The following is a 23,923-nucleotide window of genomic DNA, read 5'->3' as shown; positions in this document are numbered from 1 at the left end:
AAAATAGTGTGTGCAGTTAGTTGGCAAGGCTTCATGGGTTTTTGGACGGTGCAGGGGATTTGGCTTCATTAAGGCTGGTTTGCAGGGCCCGAAACGCAATTCCCCGCTCATCGCCCAGCATGAAAGCGCTAACCCTCTTGGCACGCCATCTCGCTTGGGCCGTCGGTTGGCGAAGAAAAGCGCAATAGGGAATTCCGTGTTCGCAGGCACTGCGCTGCACGGTTTCCAGCGCTTGGATCACCTGGGGATGCTCTGGCTGCCACGTTACCCCTAGGGATTGAGAAAGGTCTGCCGCGCCTTCCAGCACCATATCGAGCCCTTGTACCGCACAAATCTCATCGATATGCGCAACACCGCGATGGCTTTCAATCATCGCTATCAGCATGACTTCCTGATTTGCCTGAACGACGTACTCAGCCAAAGCGCTTTTGCCAAACCCTCCAGGCCGACCGGCATTCAGGCTGCGCTCACCGTCTGGCGCGTACTTACACGCGGCGACTGCCCGCGCTAATGTGTCGGCATCTTCCACATTGGGCAGCACAATGCCTTGGGCGCCACCATCCAGCAGTCGCAATAGCGTTTTAGGGTGGCTATCGGCAACGCGTACCAGCGGTGTCAATGCGTAACTTTCAGCGGTACGAATCATGTGCTCAATGGTTTCTGGATTGATCAGCACGTGCTCTGTATCAATGACCACAAAATCAAAACCGGCTTCACCAATCAGTTCTATTGAGGCCGCCGAGGGTATTGAAGCTATTACGCCGTAAACATCCCGGCCCTCAGACAGCGACCGTTTGAGCTGGTTACTCCTCAGCATGCAGCCTCCCGCAGGGCGTAGGCAGCAAGCGGGTTGGGTACCTGCTTGACCTGTGGCTGCCCATCCCCAAACAGTCGACGACGCGTCAGGGCTTCCACTTCCCAATCGGGCACAAACACATCGAAGCAGTCATAGCGTTCGGCATGCTCAGGGTGAGCATGCTGGTACTCCTTAATCACCGCGGCAGTCATCGACCAGAAGCGAGACTCTTCTAAACCGAAATGGCGGTGTAGGAAAATCGCTATTTCAGCCAATGCGATAAAGAAGAAAGCATCGCAGGAGTAGTCACGAACGGCGGATAGATCATCGGTGACAATAAAGGAGTTGCGATTGAGTGCAGCGTGGCTCGCGGGCACCGGCTCTAACGTGGGCGCAAGCTCAGGCCTTGCCAAATGATCAGGACTGAAACGCACACCATCATGGAAATCCTTTAATGCCACTCTGGTCGGCCAGCCATCACGGTGAATGACGATGATATTCTGACCGTGGGACTCCATCCCGATGCCTTCGGCAAACAGCATGTGGATAATCGGCAGCGTGGCCACGTGAATAAGTTGCTTTGCCCAGGCTTCCAACCCATGACGTTCGACCCAAGGAGCGATAAAGGGTGCAGAAGGCTCACCCTCCCAGCTCCGAGACAGCTGACTCAACCCATTGAAGGGCACTGCCTGTTCGCCAGCATGTAAAAACTGACTGATATTTTGCCGCCAGATCGCGCCCACTTTCCCATAGATATCGTGGTAACGGGCGGGCGGAAAGGCGCGCTCATCTAGCGCCACGCCGGCCACTTCGCCAAGTATTACGAAGCCTGCAGCGCTGGCCGTTTCGTCACTCCCAATAAGCTGCTGCAGCCACTGGGTAATGATGGGACCGTTAGTCACGGTATGCCGCGCCAGGATCCGCGTGCTCGACGTATTAGTAATGCTCATCGCCAGCTTGAGATAGGGTTGGTTAATATCTAGCGGAGCGAGAGTGCGAATCGACTGCTGGGCGGTATAGGTTGCCTCACCCGCGCCGAGCAACGCGATTTCACCGCTGGCAAGTTCTGGATAAAGAGCCTGCACCAGCGCATTTTCCCACTGCCATGGGTGCACGGGCATCAACACCACCTCGTCACGCCTTAGCTGGCGCTGAGCCAGGTATTCACCCAGGCTTGCCAACACACGCTGCCCTGCACTCTGCGCTTGGTTGTCAGCAAAATCGTTGCCTTCAACGGCCCCTTGATGCGCCAAATGCCGCGGCACCGCAAGCCACAACACTTGAAGTGACTGAGCAAACTCTGGGCCATAGCGCTGATTGTCCTGCAGGGAGAAGCCAAGCCGTGACTTATAACAAGGGTGGTAGCTATGCGCATCGGTGAAGTAGTGCTCCAGAGCATCAGCATCCAGCCGTTGCGGTGCTTCAGGGTAGACCGGAAAAGCGGTAGAGGACTGAATGTCCTTGATGAGCGTCTGTTTCAATTCATCGACAAAACCGGGCTGAATCGCACCGCCCCCCAGCTCGTCTTCAATATCATTGATAAATTGCTGCAGGCTTACCGACGCTGGCGCGCCGTTTTGCTGAACAGTGACCAAAGAGGAGTGTTCGAGTCGAATAAGCTGGAAGCTGTGGCATAGCCAGCCATGCACTTGGTAGCCACGGCTTCCTAGCTTGAGCGTAAAGCGAGTGTTACCGGCACATGCTGAGTTCGATTGGGGGGCTATTTCATAACGAAGTACATCTTCGTAGAGCAGCGTTTGCAGCAGTTGACCAACGACACGCTGCTCAATCCGCTTATGATGACGCCAGCTCTCCATGGAGGTAAAAGGAGTCGTCGGCGTACTTACTATGTGTTCATGTGATGACATGAGAGACCTTTAAAACAACGATAAATGATTAACAAACGGCTGGATCAGTTCATGGCCTCGCTCTGGGCGAGCCTCATCGCCTCTGTTGCCAGGCTATCCGAGGCGTGAGTAACGAAGATTTGCTCAGGGCGGGGATGACAAAGAAAGTCCGCGTGGGAGATGTTGTAGCCATAGGCGCCCGCCAGCGGCAGCACCAGCAGATCCCCGATTGCCACATCGCGTAGCGACTGATGTCGGCTCAATACATCCTTGGGCGTACAGAGCTGGCCGACGACCGTCCACGGCGGATATTCGGTCGCGTTGGAAGGAATCGGCAGGCGTGAACGGCGCGGCAGATGTATAACCGGATGGTCGTGGTCTTGTGCCACGGGCAACCGGAACTGATGCGTGCCGCCACGGCAGACTAAAAAACCCTCCCCGTGGCTTACCTTGGTATCAATCACCTCGATGGCGTAGTAACCACAAAAGGCAGTAAGAAAGCGGCCGATTTCAAAGCGCACCCGCGGCGGCTCGTGCATGGCTTCCAACTGGCGTCCCAGCGCCATACACAGGTTGGGCCAGTCAAATTGTTGCGATGGCTCAAGGTAGTTAACGCCAATGCCGCCCCCCACATTAAGCTGAGTGAGTTCTTCTGGATCCCGCGCCAGCGCTCGCCATTGGGGCCAGCGCCGTAGATAGAACCTCAACAGTTGCTGATGACGCTGCTCACTCTTCTGATGCGACATGGCATGGATATGAAAACCGCGCAGCGTTAAATTAGCTGCGCTATCCACGGCGTTAACCGCATCGGCCAGCTGCACTTCATCAATACCAAAAGGGGTGGCAGCGCCCGCCATTTTCAAACGACTGGAGAACTCGTCTGCCAGCGTAGGGTTAATGCGTATCAGCACCGGCTGGGTGAGCTGAAGTGATGCCGCTATTGACTGCAAGCGGGCAATTTCGTTAAGGCTCTCAATGTGAAACGCCTCGACCCCTTGCAACATTGCATGGCGCATCTCGGAATCGAGCTTGCCAGGCCCTGAAAGCACCCACGGGCGCGGGGTCGCACTGTTGCAGGCACGCTCAATCTCGCCGCCGGATGACAGCTCCAGGCCATCGACGATGGGGGCCAGGGTATCAATAATCGCGGCTTCGCTATTGGCCTTAATCGCGTAGTAAAGCTCAACGTTTGCAGGAAGCGCCGCTTTGATCGCCGCGCCATGAGCAGCCAGCGCCGGAAGGTCATAAAAGAACGCCGCCATGGGATCGCTACACTGCCGCTGATGCTTCTCAATAGCGGCAAGTACATGAGCCGGTATCGTGACATGCTCAGCCATAAGCCACCTCCTGACCCATCACCGGGTTAAGGTGCCATGGGTTAGGCAGTAACACGTACTGAGCCTGCCGGTCGGCTTTGGCCATAAGTCGCAGCTTGAAATTGGTCTTACAGGGTAAGCTGGCGCCCTTCAGCAGTGCATCCAGTTCCGGTGCTGGCACTTCCAGTCTTTTTCTTACATGGCGTAGCTCTTCCAGCGTGTCATGCCAGAGCAGGTCGGCAAGGGCCGGGCGCTGCCAACTCAAGGCCAGGATCGCCTCGGCGATATGGTTGACGAACAGGCAATAGGCGACGCGATTCCAGCCTTTTTCGCGGCTGTAAATCATCGACGCTTCGACGCGGGGATCAAGGACTTCCCCTGCCAGCCAGTCAACGCCTTTATCACTGGTTAGCTTGACCCCTTCAAAGTCTCGCAACAGCATCTTTTGCGGCTGGCCTTGCTCATGAATCAGCACACAGTTCTGCAAATGCGGCTCCATGGCGATTCCGTGACGGAAGAATAGCCCCATCACCGGTGCGACTAACGCGCGTAAATATGCCTGAAACCACTGCCTGACTTGCCACTCCGCTGGCAGGGTGGCTTGCCCGGGACGGTGTGCTGCCCCCTCAATAAAAGCCAGTATCATGGGTGCTAGTGTGGCATCGCGAGCAAATAGCGATGCGCTCAGCAGGCAGTTCTGTGGCGCGTAACGCTGGCAGAAATTTTCACGCAGAATCATGCCGGTCTGCTCCCGGAACCACTGTTTTTGCTCATCGCTGCCATTGGTAGGCTGCCAATGCACCGTGGCAGGCTCTTGCGCCACACATAATGTTTCGAGCGCGGCGTCTTTAAGCTGCAATAGCCGATGCATAATGCGATCAATAACCAGCGTGCTTTCCAGCTCATACCACGCGTTTTTCCGTACACAGTTGGTAATACGAACGTTGAGCGAGCCTTTTATAAACCAGGGCTGCCCATCAATATACCAAGTGCGCATGGATGCAGTAGGTGCTGCGCGCCAACCGCTCTTACCAAGATCCCCAATGACACCCTCCTTGATCATTTCGGCCACCTTTACGTCCTGCCTGAAAAGCACCGCCTGAACGGGGTGCATACTAAGCACCACCCGTTGGGCATTTTCAGCTTTGCGCTGATCCGCTACGAACGGCAGTATCTCCTGTGCATCCATTCGATTGGCCTGGGCGCTCAACCCTTCAAGCGGAAACGAGAACTGGTGTAAGGCCGTGGTAGCACCAAATTCCGGTGCGTAAGGAGGCTTGTCTTGCCGCAAGTGGGCGGGCCACTGCCGGGCCTTGGGGGTTGGGTGATTAGGATGGCCAAACCACAAGCCCTGTTCGCTACTGCGATAATCGCTTAGCGGCTGAAGTTTGGGTTGCTCGGTGGCATGCCCAACAATGGAGGCCATAACCCCCTGGCTCTGGAGTATCTGGTCAACTAACTCGCCATTGGGTGTATCGTCCAACCACTCACAGTGCTCCAATAGCGCATTGACCAAGCCTGCTATATCGGGTGCTTGCCATCGCGATAACGCTGAAGTTCTGAGATAGATATCGGAGAGGAAATAGTGGCTTCCGATGTTTGAGCGACGGTCTACCATGACCAACAGAGAAAGGGTCGTTGACCATTCAATCAGCGCTGGTGTGCCATATAGTTGATTAGGTAAACCTGTTAAACAGCTTGGCCATCGATAGAAGAGCGTGCCTTGGGGTATGGCGACTTCCTTAATAATGCAGTTCAGCAGCGCATGCATAGATGCATGCTGACTGATCTCGCCAGGTAAACGAGAGTAGCGTGCGTAGCTCATATGGCCCCCGCAAAATGTTATCCATTTAAGTCCCACACACCAATGGCATGTGCGTCCGTGTATCCCTGGCTAGTCACTTTGCGAAGTTGTTATATAAGTACTGTGTTTATAAACGTTGTCGTTATGAAATGAGTTATGCAATTGGTGATGAAAAGAGTTAGGAGAGAGAGCAACCGCCTTTGGCGGAAGCTCTCTCATACCGTTTATCGTGGAATGAATCTTTAAGGGTTTAGAAGTCCAGCTTATAACCCAGCGTTAAGGTGCGGCCCCTACCGGCGAAATAGCGCTCATCGTTCACCAGCGCGCTTTGCGAATAGTAGGTCACGTACTGCTCATCAAGCAGGTTTGATACGCCTACATTGACTTGTCCAACGGGAAGCTGATAACCCACAGCTGCATCCATCAGTAGATAGCCATCAAACTCACGATTGGCTTCATCGAAGGTTTCATCAAAGGCGTAGTTGGCCTGCACAAAGGTGGAAAGCTCATCGGTCCAGTTGGCCGACCAACTGGCGGTCAGGCGATCAGGTGAAACATCCAGCCCTGATAATTTGGCATCTAAACTGCCGTCGTCGTTGCTGTCGTAGCGCCCTTCCATACGGGAGTAGGCTAAGCGGCCAGCGTGCTTATCGTTAAACTGATAATCTACCGATGCCTCCAAGCCTTTAATCTCAGTCTCCTGGCGCTGCATAAAGAAGACATCATCTATTTCTGTGAGACGACTACCAAAGTCTGAAGCCGACTCGTAGTAGCTAAGTTCAGCCGCTAAGCGTCCGTTCTCGAAACGCACCCCGGTTTCGATGTTATCGGTGACGATTGGGCTCAGGTTTTCAATATTATTGACTGATTGATTAGGGGCACTGATTCCTCTCAATGCACGGCCAACATCGGGGATAGAAAACCCTTCGGCGTAATTGGCGAACAGGCTCCAATGGTCAACGGGCTTCCACACCGCCCCGAAGTTATAAAGCGTTTCATTAAAACTGGGGTCGCCACCTTCAACAGTGACGCCGTTATTAGCGGCCACCGTTTGATAACTATTGATATTTAGCTTGGCGTATTCGTAGCGAGCACCAGCGGAAAGCAGCAAAGAATCAACCGGCCGCAGATCAACCTGAAAGAATGGTGATAGATCGGTGTATTCGGTGGGCGGCACGTAGGTTCGATCGGATTGGTACAAATACTGCTCGGTTTCATCGAATAAGGTATCGAAACCAACCGTCATCTTCAGGCGCTCATCCCAAAGATCATCCTTCGTTAGTGAGACCTTGGTACCAAACTTGCTGGTAGCCGCCATGGTTTGGTCATAAAACGTCCCCACGGGTGCTATCGCCGGGTCTTGGAACGTTGCAGAGTTGGTCGCCCCAAACAGCGACTCATAGTCTTGATAAAACGCCAGCGCAGTCAAGTGCATACCGGCTAAATCATAGTTGTCGTAACTTAGTCCGGTTGTCCACACTCGGTTATAGGGCGCATCCCCTTCTGGGTTGCCCCGCTCTGATGTCGTCACCACGCCATTAGCACGGTCACCGGTAACGCTGACGTAGTTATTGTGGTTTTCGATATTGTAGTGGTTCAGCGTGAATTGAAGGCGCTGGTTATCATCAAACCAATAAGCCAACTTGCCTAAAATATCGAATGAGCGAGCATCCATCAGGTCGCCCTGAGTGTTGTCCACCCCGACCGGATCTCCATTGCCATCCAGGAACAGTCCCTGATCCTCAAGGCTGGCCGAAAACAGATAATCCACATCGCCACTGTTACCGCTCACCCCATAGCTGGTTTTGTAGCTAATCGTGTCGCTGTCCAGCTCACTGGTGGGCGTCGTTACCTGAGCTTCAACGTGCTGATTAAACGACCCTGATTCTGGACGTTTAGTGATCAAGTTGATGACACCACCTGCCGCCCCGACCCCATTGGTAGCGTTAGCACCTTGAATCACTTCGATCTGCTCCACCATGGAAAAATCGATGACATGGGCTTCACGTCCGGTGGGACGCAATGGATTGGACTGGGGAATGCCGTCGATCAGTATGAGTGGCCGCCTGCCACGCAGGGTTTCACCACTACCGCTCATTTTCTGGCGGCTGGGCGAGTAAGATGGCAACAGGTTGCTCAAAATTTGTGAAGAGTCGCTGGTGATTTGCAACTGCTGAGTAATTTCTTCCTCACTGATGATGCGCACTGTTTGTGGAGAGTCTTCTTTGGCTGCACCGGTACGTGAAGCGGTTACCACCATTGTTTGATTCGAGTCCCCCCGCCTATTTTGGGCGTCAGTGGTCGCCGTTTCCTGAGCGTACCCCTGAGTGGCCGCTATTAATCCTGCTAGCGTTACCGTCGGCCAAAATACCTGGCGTTTGTTGGCTTGCATGTTCTTCTTATCCCCTTGGCTGAGTGAATTTTCCCCACAAAACGTAATGCACATCTAAATGATAATGATTATATTATGCATATTACAAGAAAAAGATCTACAAAATGAAACGAATCGTTCGGTATAACGAAATCCTCGCCGTATCTATTCATGTACTCTGCCTGGCCGTTTGGTGAGCACAACAGGCAATGACATAGTGGCGGGTAGTAAATATTGAAAATGAGAATATTTTGTCTTACGGTGCTGCCTGCTTCGATAACTAATGAGCTAACCCATGAATCTTTCCTCCGACCAGCAGTCTCGCCTTACAGGTGAAGGCCTGCATGCGGGCTATGACGCTCAGACAGTGTTGAATGGCGTGAATATTGTCGTCGAGGAAGGCAAGTTAACGGTGCTATTAGGCGCCAACGGCAGCGGTAAATCGACGCTGTTAAAAACCCTTGCTCGCACGCTTACGCCGAGGGACGGGCATGTCTATTTGGACGGCAAGGATATCCATCGTAGTAATACCCGTGAGGTCGCCAAGCGGCTGGGCATTCTCCCTCAGGGGCCGGTGGCTCCAGAAGGGCTTAGCGTTAAACAATTAGTGGGAATGGGGCGTTTTCCGCATCAGGGGTTATGGCAGAAAAATGCTCAGCAGGACGCCGACGCTATACGCGAAGCCATGGCCTATACCAACGTGACGGAATTCGCCGAGCGCAACGTGGATGCGCTCTCGGGCGGCCAACGCCAGCGCTGCTGGATTGCCATGGTGCTGGCTCAGCAAACCGACCTGATCCTGCTTGATGAGCCCACTACCTTTCTGGATCTGAAGGTACAGGTGGATTTGCTGGAACTGCTTTCGCGCCTGGCCCATGAGAAAAGCCGCACCCTACTGCTGGTGCTCCACGATCTGAACCTGGCCGCCGCTTATGCTGACCGCTTGGTGATGATGCGCAATGGTCAAATTATCACCAGCGGTGCTCCTAGAGAGGTATTCACCACGACCAATCTAAAGCGCGTTTTCGACCTGGATGCCCACGTAATCCAGGATCCGGAAAGCGGTTGCCCTATTTGTGTGCCGCGGAAACTGCACCACTCCATCACTGAATCGGCTTTGGTTGTTTAGCAACGCTGCGTATAGGGAGACGCTACCCAACCTGCCATGGATCGATAATGGGGATGCCCATATATTTGAAGTCTTTCACGTTGCGGGTAGCAAGTTGGGCTTGGTGCTGCTGACAGATGGCGGCGATTTGAGCATCAGCAGAATGCACTACCCGCCCCGAACGCTCGCTAGCAGCAACTAAAGTTGCATAGTAGGACGCGGCGATCTCATCAAAAGGTAAAATGCGCGCGATAAAGTCTTCCTCAAACATTTCGGCGGCTATCTTTGCGAAGTGCTGCTTACGCTTGCCATCGGGTAAACGTTCAATACCGTAAAGAATTTCGGCCACGGTAATAGCGGTTATCATTACATTGAGAGACGCCTCAGCATCTAGCCAATCAACTACCCGCCTATTGGGCGCAGGACGCATCAGTTCCGACAATAGGTTGGTATCAAGAATAATCACGACTCAAAGTCCGCGGCCCTTGGTTTTCCCTCACGTTTTGGCAACGCTAATTCCAGCCCCCCCTCAGCGGCGAAACGCTGATGAATACGACTTCCCATTCCACCCTGTTGCGGCTTTACCAGCGCCTGGCGAAGAATCAACCGCACCTCTTCTTCCATAGAGTGGCCATGGCTCGCCGCCTGAACACGAAGCTGCGCTTTGAGTTCATCATCTAAATTACGCACTGTAATAGTCGCCATCCCCACTCTCCTCAACGCTAGCATTGACATCATTGCTAGCAATAATAGCATAAGCAGCAAAGACCCTCAGACCTTAAAACATACCCCAAATAAGCAAACGCCCGACCACTAGGGCCGGGCGTTGTGGTTAGCCATGGGCTTTACCAACTATATTTCACGCTACCAATCACGCTGCGGGATTCGCCGTAGTAGCACCAGTATTCACAGCTGGCTACATACTCTTTATCGGTGAGATTATTGACGTTGACCTGGGCTTGCCAGCCATCGGCAAACTCATAGCCCACCATCGCATCAACCAGCGTGTAACTATCCACTTCTGTGTTGTCCGCGACGCTAGTGTCAACGGTACTGCCTACATAACGCACACCGCCGCCAAGGGTAACGCCATTCAGCGCACCGCCGGTAAAGGCATAATCCAACCAGGTAGAGGCTTGATGACGCGGAATCAACGGCGCACGGTCATCATCTTCCAGGCGAGAATCGGTATAGGTGTAAGCTGCGGTGACTTTTAAGTCATCGGTAAGATAGCCAACGCCTTCTAACTCAAAGCCCTGCGAGGTGCGTTCACCTTCTTGCACCTGGAAACCTGCGGGAGAGTTGACCAGCGTGTTGCTCTCTTCCAAATCAAACAGCGCCGCCGTTACATAACCATCCCAACCAAAAGGAGCCACCTTCACACCGGCTTCCCACTGGCGACCTTCGCGGGGATCATAAAGCTCGCCATCGCTATCCACCCGGCCCAGCGGGTCAAAGGACTCGGTATAGCTTATGTAGGGGTTAACACCGTTTTCACCCAGATACATAGCACCACCCGACCACGATACTTGATCATCATCTGAACGCTGGGTCGTACCGGCCGTGAGATTACTGTTTTCGGTTTCTGCTTGGTCGTAGCGCACACCGCCTAACAGTACCCAGCGATCATCAATGCGAAACTGATTTTGGGCATAAAGGCCGGTTTGCTCCTTATCGATTTCGCGGGTAAGCAGATCATCCGCGCCCACTGGCGTAAAGTTGCCATAAGTGGGGTCAAAGATATCGATAGGGTCGCCAAACGGGAAAGGGTCCGCCTCCTGGCCACTCACACCGAGGTTCTGATAATCGGCCCCTAGCAGCAGCGTATTTTCGGTGCGATCGGTGTACCAAGTCCCCACAATGCGGTTATCGACAGTCCAGCTGTCGATCGAGCCATCACGATAAACATGGCCACGGGCTGCCTCACGCTCATCGACCATAAAGAAGGCGTAAGTACTGCGTAATTCTAAATCTAACTCGCTGTAGCGTAAATCCTGCTCGAAACGCCAGGTATCGTTGAGGCTGTGGCGCAGTTCGTAACCCAACGCCCACTGGGTACGCTCATCTTTATCGTAACCCGGCTCGCTGAAGTTGGTTTGCGGATCAACGCGGCCAAAGGGAGTATTTTCCACCGTGCCGTAGGGCAATTTGAAGGCGTTCACAGGCACGCCGTCATCTTTTTGCACACTGGCTAAAAAGGTAACGGTCGTATCGTCGGTGAAATCAACCGCTAGGCTTGGCGCAAAGTAGTAACGTTCATTCTCTGTCGCGTCTAAATCGCCATCACGCTCTTTATAGAGCCCTACTAGGCGATAGCGTACATCATCTGACTCACCCAACGGCCCGCTGGTATCAATGCCTACTTGGCGATGGTTGCGGTTGCCAAGCTGCAAATTGACCTCGCCTTGGGGTGTCTCGGTCGGGCGCTTGCTCACCGCATTGATCAAGCCCCCAGGAGGCGCCTCACCGTACAAAATAGACGATGGGCCTTTAAAGACATCGACCCGCTCAAGGCCGTACGGCTCCGGCAACCATTGATAAAACCCTTCGCGGTAGATACGCAAGCCATCTTGGTAAGTAGACTGATCAAAACCGCGCACCTTGAACCAATCGGTGTTGTTGTCGCTGCCGAAATGACCTGACAACACGCCCGCCCGATAACGGAACGTTTCATCTAACTGCTGAACGTTACGGGTTTCCAACTCTTCACGGTCAACGCTCGAAACCGGGCGCGGCGTTTCTACCAGCGGCGTGTCGACCTTTAACGCAGTAGCAGTCACTACAACGGTTTCGTTGGAAGCAGCCTCTTCTTGAGCATAGGCAGATGCACTAAGAAGCACCGCCGTAACGGGGATCAACGCGGAAATCGAGCGCGCCAAGGGGCGACGAGCAAACGGCAGACGAGGCATGGCAGAGTCTCAGTTAGAATTAGAAGCAAGGGAAAGCAGATCAATAAGAATCATGATAATCATTGTTATTAGCATTCATGATAGCGTTAACGGTTGCTTCTTTTCAATGGGCATGTTCGATGATTTTCAACGCTGGCAGAGGGCGGCCTGTGTAGTGGTTTGGAACGGCCTAGCAATTGTTAGCTAGTTTAACCAGCGGCGGTAGCCTGCATCTATCGGTAAAAAACCGAAACTAACCTTCCGGAAAGGTGTAAGCACTGATTCGCCCATGTTTCATGACTTCCCTGTTGCACATCGGCAGCCATTAAGCGCAGGCACGAGAGAAATAGATGAGTAGAAAAACAAATGGCGGGAGCTTAGAACAAGGGATTGATTATTCCTGCCTTTGAATTAGGCAAATATAGAAATGGTGGGCCCAGTAGGACTTGAACCTACGACCAAGGGATTATGAGTCCCCTGCTCTAACCAACTGAGCTATAGGCCCGAAAAGCGTGCATATAATAGCGAATGTGGCGGGGAGAGGCTACCCCCATCGCGCTATCTTAATGGCATTGCGGGAGTTTTTTGCGGCACTTATTGCCAGCCACAGGGTCTGGGTGGGTAGTTATTGCTCTTGTGAACCGTTCTTTATGCGGAGACGCGCTGTGAAAGCATTGATTGCTCTATTCCCTTTATTGTTGGCGCTGCCCGTGCACGCGGATTGGCAGCTTGATCCTGGCCAGTCGCAGGTGCAGGCATCGATTACCCAGTTGAACGGCGAAGCGCCGCAGACGCACCATCATCAAGTACGCGACCTGCAAGGCGACATCTCCAGCGATGGCACGCTGCGCTTACCGTTGAAGTTAAGCCAAACCGATGTACTGGAACGCTTTGGCGAGCTGCCGCCGTGGGTAGGCTTGCTGGCAAATACCACCCTGGTAACGCTAGAGGCGCAAATGTCGCCAGAGCGCTTGGATGGCTTGGATATTGGCGAGTCGCTGGTCGAGACGCTGACCTTTCGCGTTCAGTCCGACATGATTAACCAGCAGGAGTCCGTGCCGCTGCGCTTTACCCGCGAAGGTTTGAACGAGATACGCGTCACCCACGCGGAGCCCATGGCGATGGATGGCCGAGCGCTGATGGCCAACAGCACGGTGCGCACCGTGCTGTCGATGCTGGGCTACCAGGAGATTGACGAGCATGTGCCCGTCACCCTCAACGCGCTTCTGGTTAATAGATAATAGTTAATCGATAGCCGTTAAAGGTTGCTAAGCACTTCCACATCCCCCGCCTGGGCTTCGCCGGTTTGTACGCGCCACTGGGCGGCATAGTGGCCGTTAGCCGCCAGCAGGCTTGAGTGGCTGCCCCGCTCGGCCACTTGGCCTTTCTCGATCACGACGATCTCATCGGCATGCACGATGGTCGAAAGCCGGTGAGCAATCATAATCACCGTGCGGCCATGGGCGATGCGCTTGAGCGAGCGCTGAATGGCCGCTTCGGTTTCGTTGTCCACTGCACTGGTGGCTTCGTCCAGCACCAGAATCGGCGGGTCTTTAAGCAGCGCCCGCGCTAAGGAGAGCCGCTGACGCTGGCCGCCGGAAAGCCGCACGCCCCGCTCCCCTACCGGCGTATCCAGCCCCTGGTGCAGCGTTTCGATAAAGCTCCACGCCTCGGCGGTTTTGGCGGCGTCGATAATCGCGGCTTCGTCGGCATCGGGCTTACCGTAAGCGATATTGTCGCGAATGCTGCCTTCAAACAGGTATACATCCTGGCTGACCAGGCCTATCGATTGACGTAACGAGTTCATGCTGACGTCGGTGATTGGCTGGCCGTCGATGAGTACCCGCCCACTTTCGGGGTCGTAAAAGCGCAGCAGCAGTTTGATCAGCGTTGATTTCCCCGAGCCGGTCGCTCCCACTAATGCCAGTGTGTTGCCTGCAGGTGCGTGTAAATGAATGTTTTCCACACCAACGCCGCTGGTGGCGTAGTGAAAGCTCACATTATCAATGGTCACTTCGCCGCGCACCGGCTGGGTAAGCGGTGTGGTGCTGTCGTCTTTAACGGTAATCGGTACTTCGAGCAGATCGAGAATCCGCCGCGTGCTGGCCATGGCCCGCTCGAACAGGTCAATCACCTGAGCCAAGCCGGTGAGCGGCCAGAGCAGTCGCTGAGTTAGAAATACCAACACGCCGTAAGCGCCCACATTTAGCGAGCCGTTAAGCGCCATCATGCCGCCCACGGTGAAGGTGGCGAGAAAGCCCGCCAAAATCGCCATGCGGATGACCGGAATAAACGCGGAACTCACCTTGATCGCGCGACGGTTGGCTTCTACGTAGGCTTCGCTAGCATCGCGCAGGCGCTCGGCTTCTCGGTCTTCGCTGGTAAAGCTTTTAATCGTGGCAATGCCGCTTAGGTTGTTGGATAACCGGCTGGCCAGATCCCCCACCTTCTCGCGCACGTCGCTATACAGCGGCCCGGCTTTGCGCAGGAAGAAGAACGCACCCCAGATAATCAGGGGGATAGGCGTAAACGCCAACAGCGCAATCAGCGGTGAAAGCACAAAGAATACCGCGCCCACCGCTATCACCGTAACGACCACTTGAATCAGGGCGTTGGCGCCCCCGTCCAGAAAGCGCTCGAGCTGATTGACGTCATCGTTCATGGTGGCTACGAGCTGGCCGGAGCTTTTCGATTCAAAGAACGCCATATCGAGGCGCTGGGCATGCTCGTAGGTATCCTGTCGCATATCTGCCTGTAGTCGCTGGGCCAGGTTGCGCCAGAGGATTTGGAACAGATACTCAAACAGCGACTCTCCCGCCCAGATAACGAACGTCAGCACCGCCAGCATGGTGATCTGCTGTTGGGGCGTTTCAAATCCCAAACTCGCCACAAAGCTCTGCTCTTGGTTCACCACTACATCGATGGCGACACCAATCAAAATCTCGGGGGCAATATCAAACAGCTTGTTGATAACAGAACAGGCGGTGGCGGCCATGATGCGTCGCCGATAGCCTTGGGCGTAGCGCAGCAGGCGCACCAAGGCTTGAAAACTGTGTGCAGGAGAGGACACAAGTATTCCTTACTGAGTGGTTATCGAGGCATTAGAGTAATGAAATAGCCCCGCTATCTCTAGCGGGGCATCCGTTTTTAGCAGGCACCCATGGCGTCTCGCCCGGCAGTTGGCCTAATAAGCGGGCTCTGAACAGCGCCTCACGTTGGCCAGCAAGGGGCTGCCGGTATCGGGGTCGATGAGTAGGGTGCAATCGACTTGATAGAGCGTGCGCACTAAATCAGGCGTCACCACCAGCGCGGGCGGTCCTTGCGCAACGATCTGCCCTTCGCGCATGGCGATGAGATGGTCGGCATAGCGGCAGGCGCTGGCAAGATCGTGCAACACCATCACGACGGTACGGCCATGGTGAGCAAGGTGTTTGACCAACTCGAACACTTCAATTTGATGCCCTAGATCCAGTGCCGAAGTGGGTTCGTCCAGCAGCAGCAGCGGGGTTTGTTGGGCGATGGTCATGGCGATCCAGGCGCGCTGCCGCTGGCCGCCGGAAAGCGCATCAATTGGCCTGTTCGCGAGCGGCTCAAGCCCTGCGGCTGTCAGGGCATGATGAACCACCCGCTGATCCTCCGCCGACCACTGGCGCAGCCAGCCTTGATGGGGCTGGCGGCCAAAGCGGATTAGTTCGGTCACGGTCAAGCCTTCCGGCGCCACCGCCTCTTGGGGCAGCAGCGCCAATTGAGTTGCTAACTGGCGAGTGGGCAGGCGCTGAATATCGGCGCCGTCCAACAACACCGTCCCGCTATCAGGTTTATGCAGGCGCGCAAGCCCGGCCAGTAGCGTCGATTTTCCGCAGCCGTTGGGGCCCACAATCGCGGTCACTTTGCCGCTGGGCAGCGCAATATCCAAGCCATTGATCACCTGCCGGGCGCCATAGCTCATGCCGAGAGATTGGGTCGACAGTGACGGTAATGCGGAGTTGGAAGGTTGGCTCATGTAAAGCTCCGTTGCGGACGCATTAATATCCAAAGTAACCACGGCCCGCCGACCACGGCGGTGACAATACCGACCGGAATCTCAATCGGCGCCAGCAGTGTGCGGCCAGCCAAGTCAGCCAGTACCATCACCAACGCCCCTGCCAGCGTTGCCGCCGTAATAGGCACACCGCGTGAACTCGACAGTGAGCGGGCAATCTCGGGACCAATTAGCCCCACCATACCGACAGGCCCTGCCACGGCAACGGCCAGGCCGGTCAGCGCCACCGAAAGCAGCAACACTTCTAATCGGCGGCGTTTAACATTGACCCCTAACCCGCTGGCGGTGGCATCCTTGAAACGCAGCAGCGTAAGCGAGCGGGCTAACATCAGCGCCGTGATCAAGCCTAGCCCCAACCCAAGCATCAGCAGTTGCAGCGCGCCGCTGGGGCGGGCATTGAGCGAACCGACGGTCCAGGGGTAAGCGGCATTAGCGGTGTCGATTGCTATGCGAGCGAGCAGCAGTTGAGTAACGGCGCCGAACACCGCGCCCACACCAATGCCCGCAACGATAAAGCGGTAGCCCTGGGTGCCGCTGCCCGCCGCCAAGCCAAACGTGAGTACCGCAGCGGTAGTCGCCCCGGCTAACGCCATGGCGGGGGGCGCAAGGGAAATGCCGATGCCGACGATGGATGCCACCGCAAACGCCGTCGCGCCATTATCGATGCCAATAATACCGGGGGTCGCCAGGCGATTGCGGGCTAACGTTTGCATCAAAATGCCGGCCAGAGCAAAGGCCGCCCCGGTGCAAGCAGCGGCGGCTAACCGGGGCAGGCGTAGCTCTTGCACCACGAAGTTCGCCATCATATCGGCCGTGCCAAACAGCGCGTGTAACACCGCCATCGGGGCGACGTTGACGCTACCCAGGCTCAGGTAGAGCACGCTGGCTAACAGAAACGCGCCTAACAAGCTCGCATTGACCGTTACCGCACGCCGCTCCAGCAGCACACTCTGGTCGCCATGACGGCTGCGCCAAGCTAAGCGCCAATAGCCTGGGGGTGGCGAAATAGCCAGACGATTCGGTCGTACAGAAGCGGCATCAAAAACAGAGGAGCGGACGGAGGTAGGTTTCATTGCTCCACTCATAGCATCGGTAAACGGCGTGCACGCACTACCGCTATAAGCACGGGCGCACCGCATAGCGCGGTGAGAACGCCCAGCGGCAGTTCTGATGGGGCAACGACGACACGCGACACGATGTCCGCCGACAACACCATCAAAGGGCCAATAGGAAGGCAGAACCATAGCGTGCGACGAATATCGGGTCCGGCGAATGCGCGCGCCACGAACGGCACCACCAGCCCAACGAACGCGATGGGCCCGGCAATCGCAGTAGCCGCGCCGACCAAGAGCGCTACACAGGCGACCACCAACCAACGAATAAGGTTGGGGTGGTGGCCCAACCCCGAGGCAACCCGCTCCCCTAGTGCTAACGCGGCTAACGGCCGGGCGATCAGTAATACGATAATGGAAGCGACCAGCATACTGGGCAGCACCGAAAGCAGATCGTCCAAGCGGCGGCCAGCCAAACTGCCAATCACCCAGAACCGAATTTCATCAGCGGCGCGCTGGTCATAAAGCAGTATCAACGACGTGAGTGACGCCAGTAGCCCCGAAAACGCAGCGCCCGCAAGCACGAGCCGTATAGGGTCGTTACCCACACCGCGAAAGCGCGCCACGCTCAATACGCACACACAGCCCACCAAGGCCCCCAACTGGGCAACGGAAATACGTAGCGTGGCCGCACTGGCCCCAAGCACCAAGGCCAGTGCCACGGCAAAGGCCGCGCCCGCACTCACCCCTAATAAGCCTGGCTCAGCCAGCGGGTTACGCGCCACCGCTTGTAACAGCGCGCCCGCCACGCCTAGCGCCATGCCCACCACAATGCCGATTAAGGTTCGCGGTGCGCGCAGTTCCCAAACAATAAAGCGCGCCTCACTGTCTTGGGCGCCACTTAACAGCGCCATGGCTCTACCGGGACCAACGCTGCCCGCGCCGATCAACAGGCTAACGAGGCTCACCGCCACAAGGGCGGTGAGCAGGAGCAGCATTAACGTGCGCGGATTAGCTCTTTTAACGGCTAAGGTTGCAAATGGTGAAACCCTCACGGCAACAGCGCAGCCTCAAGCTCATCAAGAATGGCTTGGGCGGCCAGCGGGCCGTTCGCGCTTGTCCAGAGTTGGCCATCCACAGGAACAACGCGTTCCTGCTGCACCACATTCAGGCGCGTAAAGGCACTGCTCTGCTTGGCCGCCTCCAACGCTGCTTTGCCATCGTCGTTGAGCGTTGCTAGGAACAGCCAGTCGCCATCCACTTGTGAGAGGTTTTCCAGGCTAAGCACATCGCTGTGCACACCGCGCTCGCCCACTAACCCACCGTCCTGAACATCCAGCCCAGCTTGGGCTAACAACCCGGCGGCGAAAAGGTTTTGCGACATCACCATGGGGCCGCCGGGCATCCACCGAATGAGGAAAGCGCTACCCGCCACACCGGCTTTGTTCACGGCTTGGCTAACCTCAGCGGCACGCTGCTCCACGGCTGTAATGGCATCATCAATTGCGGCCTGGCGATTGAGTGCTTCGCCATAAAGGCGCGCTTCGGCTTTCCAGTTATCCGGCGCCAGCGGCTGAGCAGGCGGCACCACTGTGGGCGCAATGCGGGAAAGCAACTGATACTGCTCATCGGCCAGTTGCGCGGGCGCCAGAATCAAATCCGGCTGCTGCGCCAGTACGGCCTCAATATTGATCTCGCGCACCACCCCCATGATCGCGGGTCGGTCCTCCCCCAGATGCGCCTCTATATAACGAGCGACATTGTCGCCACCACGGGAGGTAACCGCGCCTAGCGGTTGCACACCTGCTGCCACGGCAGCATCCAGTGCGCCTTCGTAAAGCGTCACCACCCGCTCGGGGGTTCCTTCAACCTCTACGTCGCCAAACGCCGTTTCCAGCGTTCGCGCGTGCGCGGCAGACACGCCCAATGCACTGATGAATAAAACATTCAATAACACGGCAGCCATGCTCAGGCGCCCGCGCTTTTGACGGGCGAAAGCTAACGATGTGATGTGAGCCAGCATTGGATTCTCTCGAACAAAGAAGACAGCTAAAGATAGTAACGATTCTCAAAAGCACTTGCACTACTATTTGAGCGAATAGGCCGTTCCATTTATCGCAACGTCTTGAGGGGCTGAAGGTTTCATTCTACGCAACAGCGCGTTCCTTCAATTTGCATCGCAAATAGGAACTTTTCTTCTTAGAATCTCAAACCTATTTGATAATAAATATCATTAGAAAGCAAATCGTATTACCAAGGGGTACACATGCATTACTTCACTCGTCCTACATTAACCAGTGCCATCGCGCTCGCCACATTATCTGCGGGTGCCCACGCTCAAGAAGCCGCTCAGCTCAATACGATGGTGGTATCTGCCAGTGGATTTGAGCAAGCGTTGGTAGACGCCCCGGCCAGCATTTCGGTGATAACACGCGAGGAGCTCGAACGTACCCGAGTGACCAGCATTGCCGATGCCCTGCGTGATGTGGAAGGCGTCGATGTAGGCGGCCAAGTGGGTAAAACGGGCGGCAGTAATATCAGCATCCGCGGCATGCCTAGCGACTACACCTTGATACTGATCGACGGGCGTCGCCAGAACGCAGCAGGCAGTGTCACGCCTAACGGTTTTGGCGAAACCTCGACCAGCTTCTTCCCACCTGTCTCTAGTATTGAACGCATTGAGGTAATACGTGGGCCGATGTCGACCCTATACGGCTCCGATGCCATGGGCGGCGTGATCAACATCATTACCCGCCGCGTTGGCCGTGAGTGGACCGGCTCGGTAGGCATTGAGAACACCTTTAATCAGGATCGTGACTTCGGCGATCGCCGTGAGATCAATCTCTACACCAGCGGGCCACTGATTGAAGATACCGTGGGCGCCCAGCTACGCGGGCGCTTCTATGAGCGCGACGCATCCGAGCTTGTCTACAGCGACGAAAACGGTGACCCGATCGAAGTGAGCCAGCGAGGTCCCAGCCCTGTCGAGAGCGACATCTACAACCTGGGAGGCAAACTGACCTGGACCCCGAACGGCGACAATGACCTTTGGGTGGATGGTGAAATCAACCGGCAGCGCTATACCAATGATGAGTGCCAGTTGGGCACGCTGGATGGCCGCACTCGCAGTTGCGACCCAGAACCCGGCGAAGCCTTTGGCTACTCTGATGAGCTGCGTTTCGAGCGTGAGCAAGTCGCGATTGGCCACACGGGGCGATTTGCATCAGGCACCTTGGAATCCAGCCTAATGCGCAATACCACTGAAACCAAAGGGCGCACCATTCCAGGGGCAATAGGTGAGGCTTACGACGGTTTTCCAGGCATTGTCGGTGGCGACCCGCGCGAACTCGAGACGACTAACACGGTGCTCGATAGTAAATTCATCATGCCGCTAGGCAATCACATGACTACCGTGGGGATGCAGTGGTGGGATGCGGAGCTTGACGACGGCTTGGCTGGGGAAACCTTCGAGCAAACCACTTGGTCGCTATTTGCTGAAGACGAGTGGCTATTGCAAGAGAATTTAGCGCTTACCCTAGGCGGCCGTTACGACCACCACGATGCCTTTGGCAGTCAGTTTAGCCCACGTGGTTACTTGGTCTGGAACACGACGCCGGAGTGGACACTAAAAGGTGGCGTTAGCCGCGGCTACAAAACCCCCACGCTCAACGCCCTGCACGACGGCATTAACGGAGTAACGGGCCAAGGCACTGTACTCACCATTGGTAACCCTGATCTCGAGCCCGAAACCAGTACCAGCAGTGAGATCGGCGCACACTACGATAATCAACAGGGCTTCACCGCCAGCGCAACACTGTTCTACAACCAGTTTGATGACAAGATCGCCAGTGGCAACGATATCTTGATCGAAAACGATCCGCTGATTCCCGACGGTCTGTATGGCCAAGACGTCAATATCGATGAAGCCATCACCCAGGGCATCGAGCTAGCCGCCAGCTATCAGTTCAATCCCGATTGGCGTTTGAATGCCAATTACACCTACACCGATAGTGAACAGCAAAGCGGTGAAAATAAAGGCGATCCGCTCACCGACACCCCCGAGCATGCCGTCAATGCCACGTTGCGCTGGCAAACCACTACGAAGCTGGACACATGGCTCTCAGCGGAGTACCGCAGCGAGCGCTACCGTAATCGTGAAGGCGTTCGGGGTGCCCCGTCCTTCGACGATCTAGGTGATTTTAAAGCCTACTCGCTGTTCCATCTGGGGGGGAACTACGCGGTCACCGATCAACTTAATCTGAGCGCGACGATCTACAACCTCTTTGATAAAGACTTCGTCGACTACCGGGCCTACGGCGATGGCACCAGCTTTGGCAATGTGTACGCCAATAGCGAGGAAGGCCGCCGACTGTGGCTCTCTGCCCGCTACGAGTTTTAATTGGTTCCAGCTTGCTACTGTTTTAATGCTGACATCTGCCCCGGCCATGTGCCGGGGCTTTTTTGTTTATTAAGGCGCGTTTTTCTTAGCCAAAAAAGCGGCTATCGCTAAATAGCCGCTGCACTGTTTAATTACTAACAGGTTAATTATTAACTGTTCAACTATTAACTGATTAACTGCTCACCACACCGGCATTAGAAAGCGACGTTAAGGCCTAGCCAAACCCGACGACCATCTTCCACATAGCCGTACTCGTCGTAATCGATCGCTTCGTCGAACAGGTTGTATACGCCCGCATTGAGTTGCGTCGTTTCATTAAGCTGGTAGCCAACGCCTGCATCCACAAAGGTGTAGGAAGGCGCTACGATCGCGCTTTGCGAGGGGCCGGTGTTGGGCTGGCTCTCTTCACCGCGATAAGTCACTTTGGTCCACTGGCGTAGCTTGGGCGAAACCTGCCAATCCAGCGTGGCCGATACTTGGTGGCGAGGCAATTGTGTCAGCGGCTCGCCTGCGTATTCGCCGCTTTTTTGCTCGCTGTCGGTAAACGTGTAGCTGGCTGTTAGCTCGACCGTCTCGCCTAGCGGCGCCGCTAAGCTTGCCTCACCCCCTTGGGTGACGGCCTCATCGATGTTGATACGATAAGTCGGATCACTGCCGAACTGGTTGGGCTCATCGGCACACACACCTTCAGGGCAGGCAATGCGGGTAATTTTATCTTTGAAATCATTATGGAAGAGTGTAAGACCTCCACTTAGCCCGGCATCGTTGGCATATAACAGCGCCAACTCTTTATTAAGCGAGGTTTCTGGCTCTAAATCTGGATTTCCGTAGACATCGCCGCCTCGGCTAGTCTGCCCCCAATCAGCGGTGACTTCGCGTAGATTGGGCGAACGAAAACCGGTGGATACGCCGCCTTTTAACGTCCAATCTGGCGTCAGGTTCCATACGCTGTAGAGGCGCGGACTGATATGGCTGCCGTAGTTTTCGGCATCGTCTAGCCGCATGCCGCCGGTTAACGCCCAGGCGTCGGTCAACAGCCACTCGTCTTCTGCAAACAGGGCCCACTGCTGCTGCTCTACGTGGTTACGGTCAGATATCTGATTGGTGGTGTCATCATCCAGCGACTCCTTTTCGTAGCTCCCACCAAGGGTAAGCATATGTGCACCGAGGGGCATCACCAGGTTGGTTTTAGCAGTGGTATTGGTGATCTCAATTTCCCGCGATGGGTTTTCGCTGGTTTCCCGCTGGACAAAGCTTTCGCTGGTGCCAATATCAAAGCGTCCACTATGGGTGAGCGCTACATGGCGGTGAGTATAGTCGTTAAAACTATCCGAACAGCCACCGCGGCAGCCTTCTGATGGTGCTGATCTTCCCATCAGCGATTGCCGCTCCTGCTCGGTAATCCCAGCTTCCGCGGTAAAGTCGTGGTTATCCGAGGCAGCAAGACTGAACCGCGCGGTGAGGCTTTGCAGGCTTTTATCTTCGTAGCCGTTAAGAATGTTGTCTTCATCGCGCTGAGAGGTGCGCCCGTAAAGTTGCAGCCCCAGCCTATCCCCTACCAAGGGGCCGCTTAGATAAAAATTGGCTTGGCGGCTATCGCCTGAGTCGCTGTCTTCTTGTAACACCGTGTCGAGCTGCACATTACCGTGCCACGCCTGGGCAACTTTGCGGGTAATAACGTTAATGACGCCGCCAATGGCATCGGAGCCATAGAGCGTTGACATGGGGCCGCGCACCACTTCAATACGCTCAATAGCCTGTAGCGGCGGCAGCCAATCCTGCTCAAACCCGGCATTACCATTGGGCCGTGATTCACGCGAATTTTGCGGGCGTCCATCCACGAGTATGAGTGTGTACTGAGACGGCATGCCACGAATCGAAATGTCATGACCGTTATCCCCCGCGCCGCCACCGGTCACGATCACACCGGGCACATCACGCAGGGCATCGGTGACATTTTGATAATAGCCCCGCTCTAGCTGTTCTCGAGACACGACGCTAATAGAGGCGGGGGCATTGGTAATCTGTTGTTCAAAGCCGGAGGCCGTCACGACCATATCATCCAGCCGTGGCGCTTCTTGTGCCCACAAGGCGCCACTGGCAAGGCTAGAAACGGCGCTGGCCAGCAGCGTACGGCGCAAACAGGGAGACATAGCAAAATCCTTCATAGTGTGTGAGCGATTGCCCTATAAATGCGAATTGTTAGCATTTATATATTTACACACTCTTTGCACTTTAGGGTGAGACGGTGCGTTCAAAGAAACGGAACACAAATGCCTATTATTTTCATTCGCACCAAA

At 55.3% G+C, this 23,923-nt stretch carries 17 protein-coding genes and 1 tRNA gene; 3 read left to right on the top strand and 15 right to left on the bottom strand.

The window, feature by feature from the left end; all coding sequences use genetic code 11:
- Nucleotides 1–31 precede the first annotated feature (31 nt).
- The 5 genes from ACUN8H_RS07230 to ACUN8H_RS07210 all read right to left on the bottom strand — a co-directional run bounded on the left by ACUN8H_RS07230 (nucleotide 32) and on the right by ACUN8H_RS07210 (nucleotide 8,155).
- Nucleotides 32–817, bottom strand: a complete 786-nt coding sequence (locus ACUN8H_RS07230) for an HpcH/HpaI aldolase family protein (RefSeq protein ID WP_445531474.1) — start codon at nucleotides 815–817, stop codon at nucleotides 32–34.
- Nucleotides 811–2,664, bottom strand: a complete 1,854-nt coding sequence (locus ACUN8H_RS07225) for an IucA/IucC family protein (RefSeq protein WP_445531472.1) — start codon at nucleotides 2,662–2,664, stop codon at nucleotides 811–813. The genes ACUN8H_RS07230 and ACUN8H_RS07225 overlap by 7 nt, the downstream gene beginning before the upstream one ends.
- A 44-nt stretch (nucleotides 2,665–2,708) precedes the next feature.
- On the bottom strand, nucleotides 2,709–3,980 hold the full coding sequence (locus ACUN8H_RS07220; RefSeq protein WP_445531471.1) for a type III PLP-dependent enzyme: 1,272 nt from the start codon (nucleotides 3,978–3,980) through the stop codon (nucleotides 2,709–2,711).
- Entirely contained in the window at nucleotides 3,973–5,784 is a 1,812-nt protein-coding gene (locus ACUN8H_RS07215) for an IucA/IucC family protein (RefSeq protein WP_445531470.1), read from the bottom strand. Before ACUN8H_RS07215 ends, ACUN8H_RS07220 begins: the two co-directional genes overlap by 8 nt.
- 229 nt (nucleotides 5,785–6,013) lie before the next feature.
- The gene (locus ACUN8H_RS07210; RefSeq protein WP_445531469.1) at nucleotides 6,014–8,155 is read right to left on the bottom strand and encodes a TonB-dependent receptor; all 2,142 of its coding nucleotides are present in this window, start codon (nucleotides 8,153–8,155) and stop codon (nucleotides 6,014–6,016) included.
- 274 nt (nucleotides 8,156–8,429) lie between these two features.
- Between ACUN8H_RS07210 and ACUN8H_RS07205 the strand changes: the two genes are divergently transcribed.
- Complete coding sequence (locus ACUN8H_RS07205) at nucleotides 8,430–9,263, top strand: ABC transporter ATP-binding protein (protein WP_445531467.1); 834 nt, start codon at nucleotides 8,430–8,432, stop codon at nucleotides 9,261–9,263.
- A gap of 22 nt (nucleotides 9,264–9,285) precedes the next feature.
- Here ACUN8H_RS07205 and ACUN8H_RS07200 read toward each other — a convergent pair whose 3' ends face one another.
- The 4 genes from ACUN8H_RS07200 to ACUN8H_RS07185 all read right to left on the bottom strand — a co-directional run bounded on the left by ACUN8H_RS07200 (nucleotide 9,286) and on the right by ACUN8H_RS07185 (nucleotide 12,635).
- Nucleotides 9,286–9,708 carry a type II toxin-antitoxin system VapC family toxin gene (locus ACUN8H_RS07200; RefSeq protein ID WP_445531466.1) on the bottom strand — a complete coding sequence of 141 codons (423 nt, stop codon included), beginning with the start codon at nucleotides 9,706–9,708 and terminating at the stop codon, nucleotides 9,286–9,288.
- The gene (locus ACUN8H_RS07195) at nucleotides 9,705–9,947 is read right to left on the bottom strand and encodes a FitA-like ribbon-helix-helix domain-containing protein (protein WP_445531465.1); all 243 of its coding nucleotides are present in this window, start codon (nucleotides 9,945–9,947) and stop codon (nucleotides 9,705–9,707) included. The genes ACUN8H_RS07200 and ACUN8H_RS07195 overlap by 4 nt, the downstream gene beginning before the upstream one ends.
- A gap of 140 nt (nucleotides 9,948–10,087) precedes the next feature.
- The gene (locus ACUN8H_RS07190; RefSeq protein WP_445531464.1) at nucleotides 10,088–12,151 is read right to left on the bottom strand and encodes a TonB-dependent siderophore receptor; all 2,064 of its coding nucleotides are present in this window, start codon (nucleotides 12,149–12,151) and stop codon (nucleotides 10,088–10,090) included.
- Between the two features lie 407 nt (nucleotides 12,152–12,558).
- Nucleotides 12,559–12,635 (bottom strand) — tRNA-Ile (locus tag ACUN8H_RS07185).
- A 145-nt stretch (nucleotides 12,636–12,780) separates the two neighbouring features.
- Between ACUN8H_RS07185 and ACUN8H_RS07180 the strand changes: the two genes are divergently transcribed.
- Nucleotides 12,781–13,371 carry a hypothetical protein gene (locus tag ACUN8H_RS07180; protein ID WP_445531463.1) on the top strand — a complete coding sequence of 197 codons (591 nt, stop codon included), beginning with the start codon at nucleotides 12,781–12,783 and terminating at the stop codon, nucleotides 13,369–13,371.
- Between the two features lie 17 nt (nucleotides 13,372–13,388).
- On the opposite strand, the gene ACUN8H_RS07175 is transcribed toward ACUN8H_RS07180, so the two are convergent.
- The 5 genes from ACUN8H_RS07175 to ACUN8H_RS07155 form a co-directional block, all read right to left on the bottom strand.
- Nucleotides 13,389–15,200 carry an ABC transporter ATP-binding protein gene (locus ACUN8H_RS07175; protein WP_445531462.1) on the bottom strand — a complete coding sequence of 604 codons (1,812 nt, stop codon included), beginning with the start codon at nucleotides 15,198–15,200 and terminating at the stop codon, nucleotides 13,389–13,391.
- 114 nt (nucleotides 15,201–15,314) lie between these two features.
- A complete protein-coding gene (locus ACUN8H_RS07170) occupies nucleotides 15,315–16,133 on the bottom strand; it encodes an ABC transporter ATP-binding protein (protein WP_445531461.1) in 819 nt (272 codons plus the stop codon).
- A complete protein-coding gene (locus ACUN8H_RS07165) occupies nucleotides 16,130–17,245 on the bottom strand; it encodes a FecCD family ABC transporter permease (protein WP_445531460.1) in 1,116 nt (371 codons plus the stop codon). Before ACUN8H_RS07165 ends, ACUN8H_RS07170 begins: the two co-directional genes overlap by 4 nt.
- 8 nt (nucleotides 17,246–17,253) lie before the next feature.
- The gene (locus ACUN8H_RS07160; protein WP_445531459.1) at nucleotides 17,254–18,222 is read right to left on the bottom strand and encodes a FecCD family ABC transporter permease; all 969 of its coding nucleotides are present in this window, start codon (nucleotides 18,220–18,222) and stop codon (nucleotides 17,254–17,256) included.
- A 53-nt stretch (nucleotides 18,223–18,275) separates the two neighbouring features.
- Nucleotides 18,276–19,190: an ABC transporter substrate-binding protein gene (locus ACUN8H_RS07155; RefSeq protein ID WP_445531458.1), complete on the bottom strand. Its 915-nt coding sequence runs from the start codon at nucleotides 19,188–19,190 to the stop codon at nucleotides 18,276–18,278.
- A gap of 300 nt (nucleotides 19,191–19,490) precedes the next feature.
- Here ACUN8H_RS07155 and ACUN8H_RS07150 point away from each other — a divergent pair, with 300 nt between their 5' ends.
- Complete coding sequence (locus tag ACUN8H_RS07150; protein WP_445531457.1) at nucleotides 19,491–21,623, top strand: TonB-dependent receptor domain-containing protein; 2,133 nt, start codon at nucleotides 19,491–19,493, stop codon at nucleotides 21,621–21,623.
- Between the two features lie 194 nt (nucleotides 21,624–21,817).
- On the opposite strand, the gene ACUN8H_RS07145 is transcribed toward ACUN8H_RS07150, so the two are convergent.
- Entirely contained in the window at nucleotides 21,818–23,776 is a 1,959-nt protein-coding gene (locus ACUN8H_RS07145) for a ligand-gated channel protein (RefSeq protein WP_445531456.1), read from the bottom strand.
- Between the last annotated feature and the right edge of the window lie 147 nt (nucleotides 23,777–23,923).

It is taken from the genome of Vreelandella sp. V005 (assembly GCF_052645115.1).
Note: the sequence above shows the minus strand (reverse complement) of the source record. Positions and strands in the feature narration are given on the sequence as shown.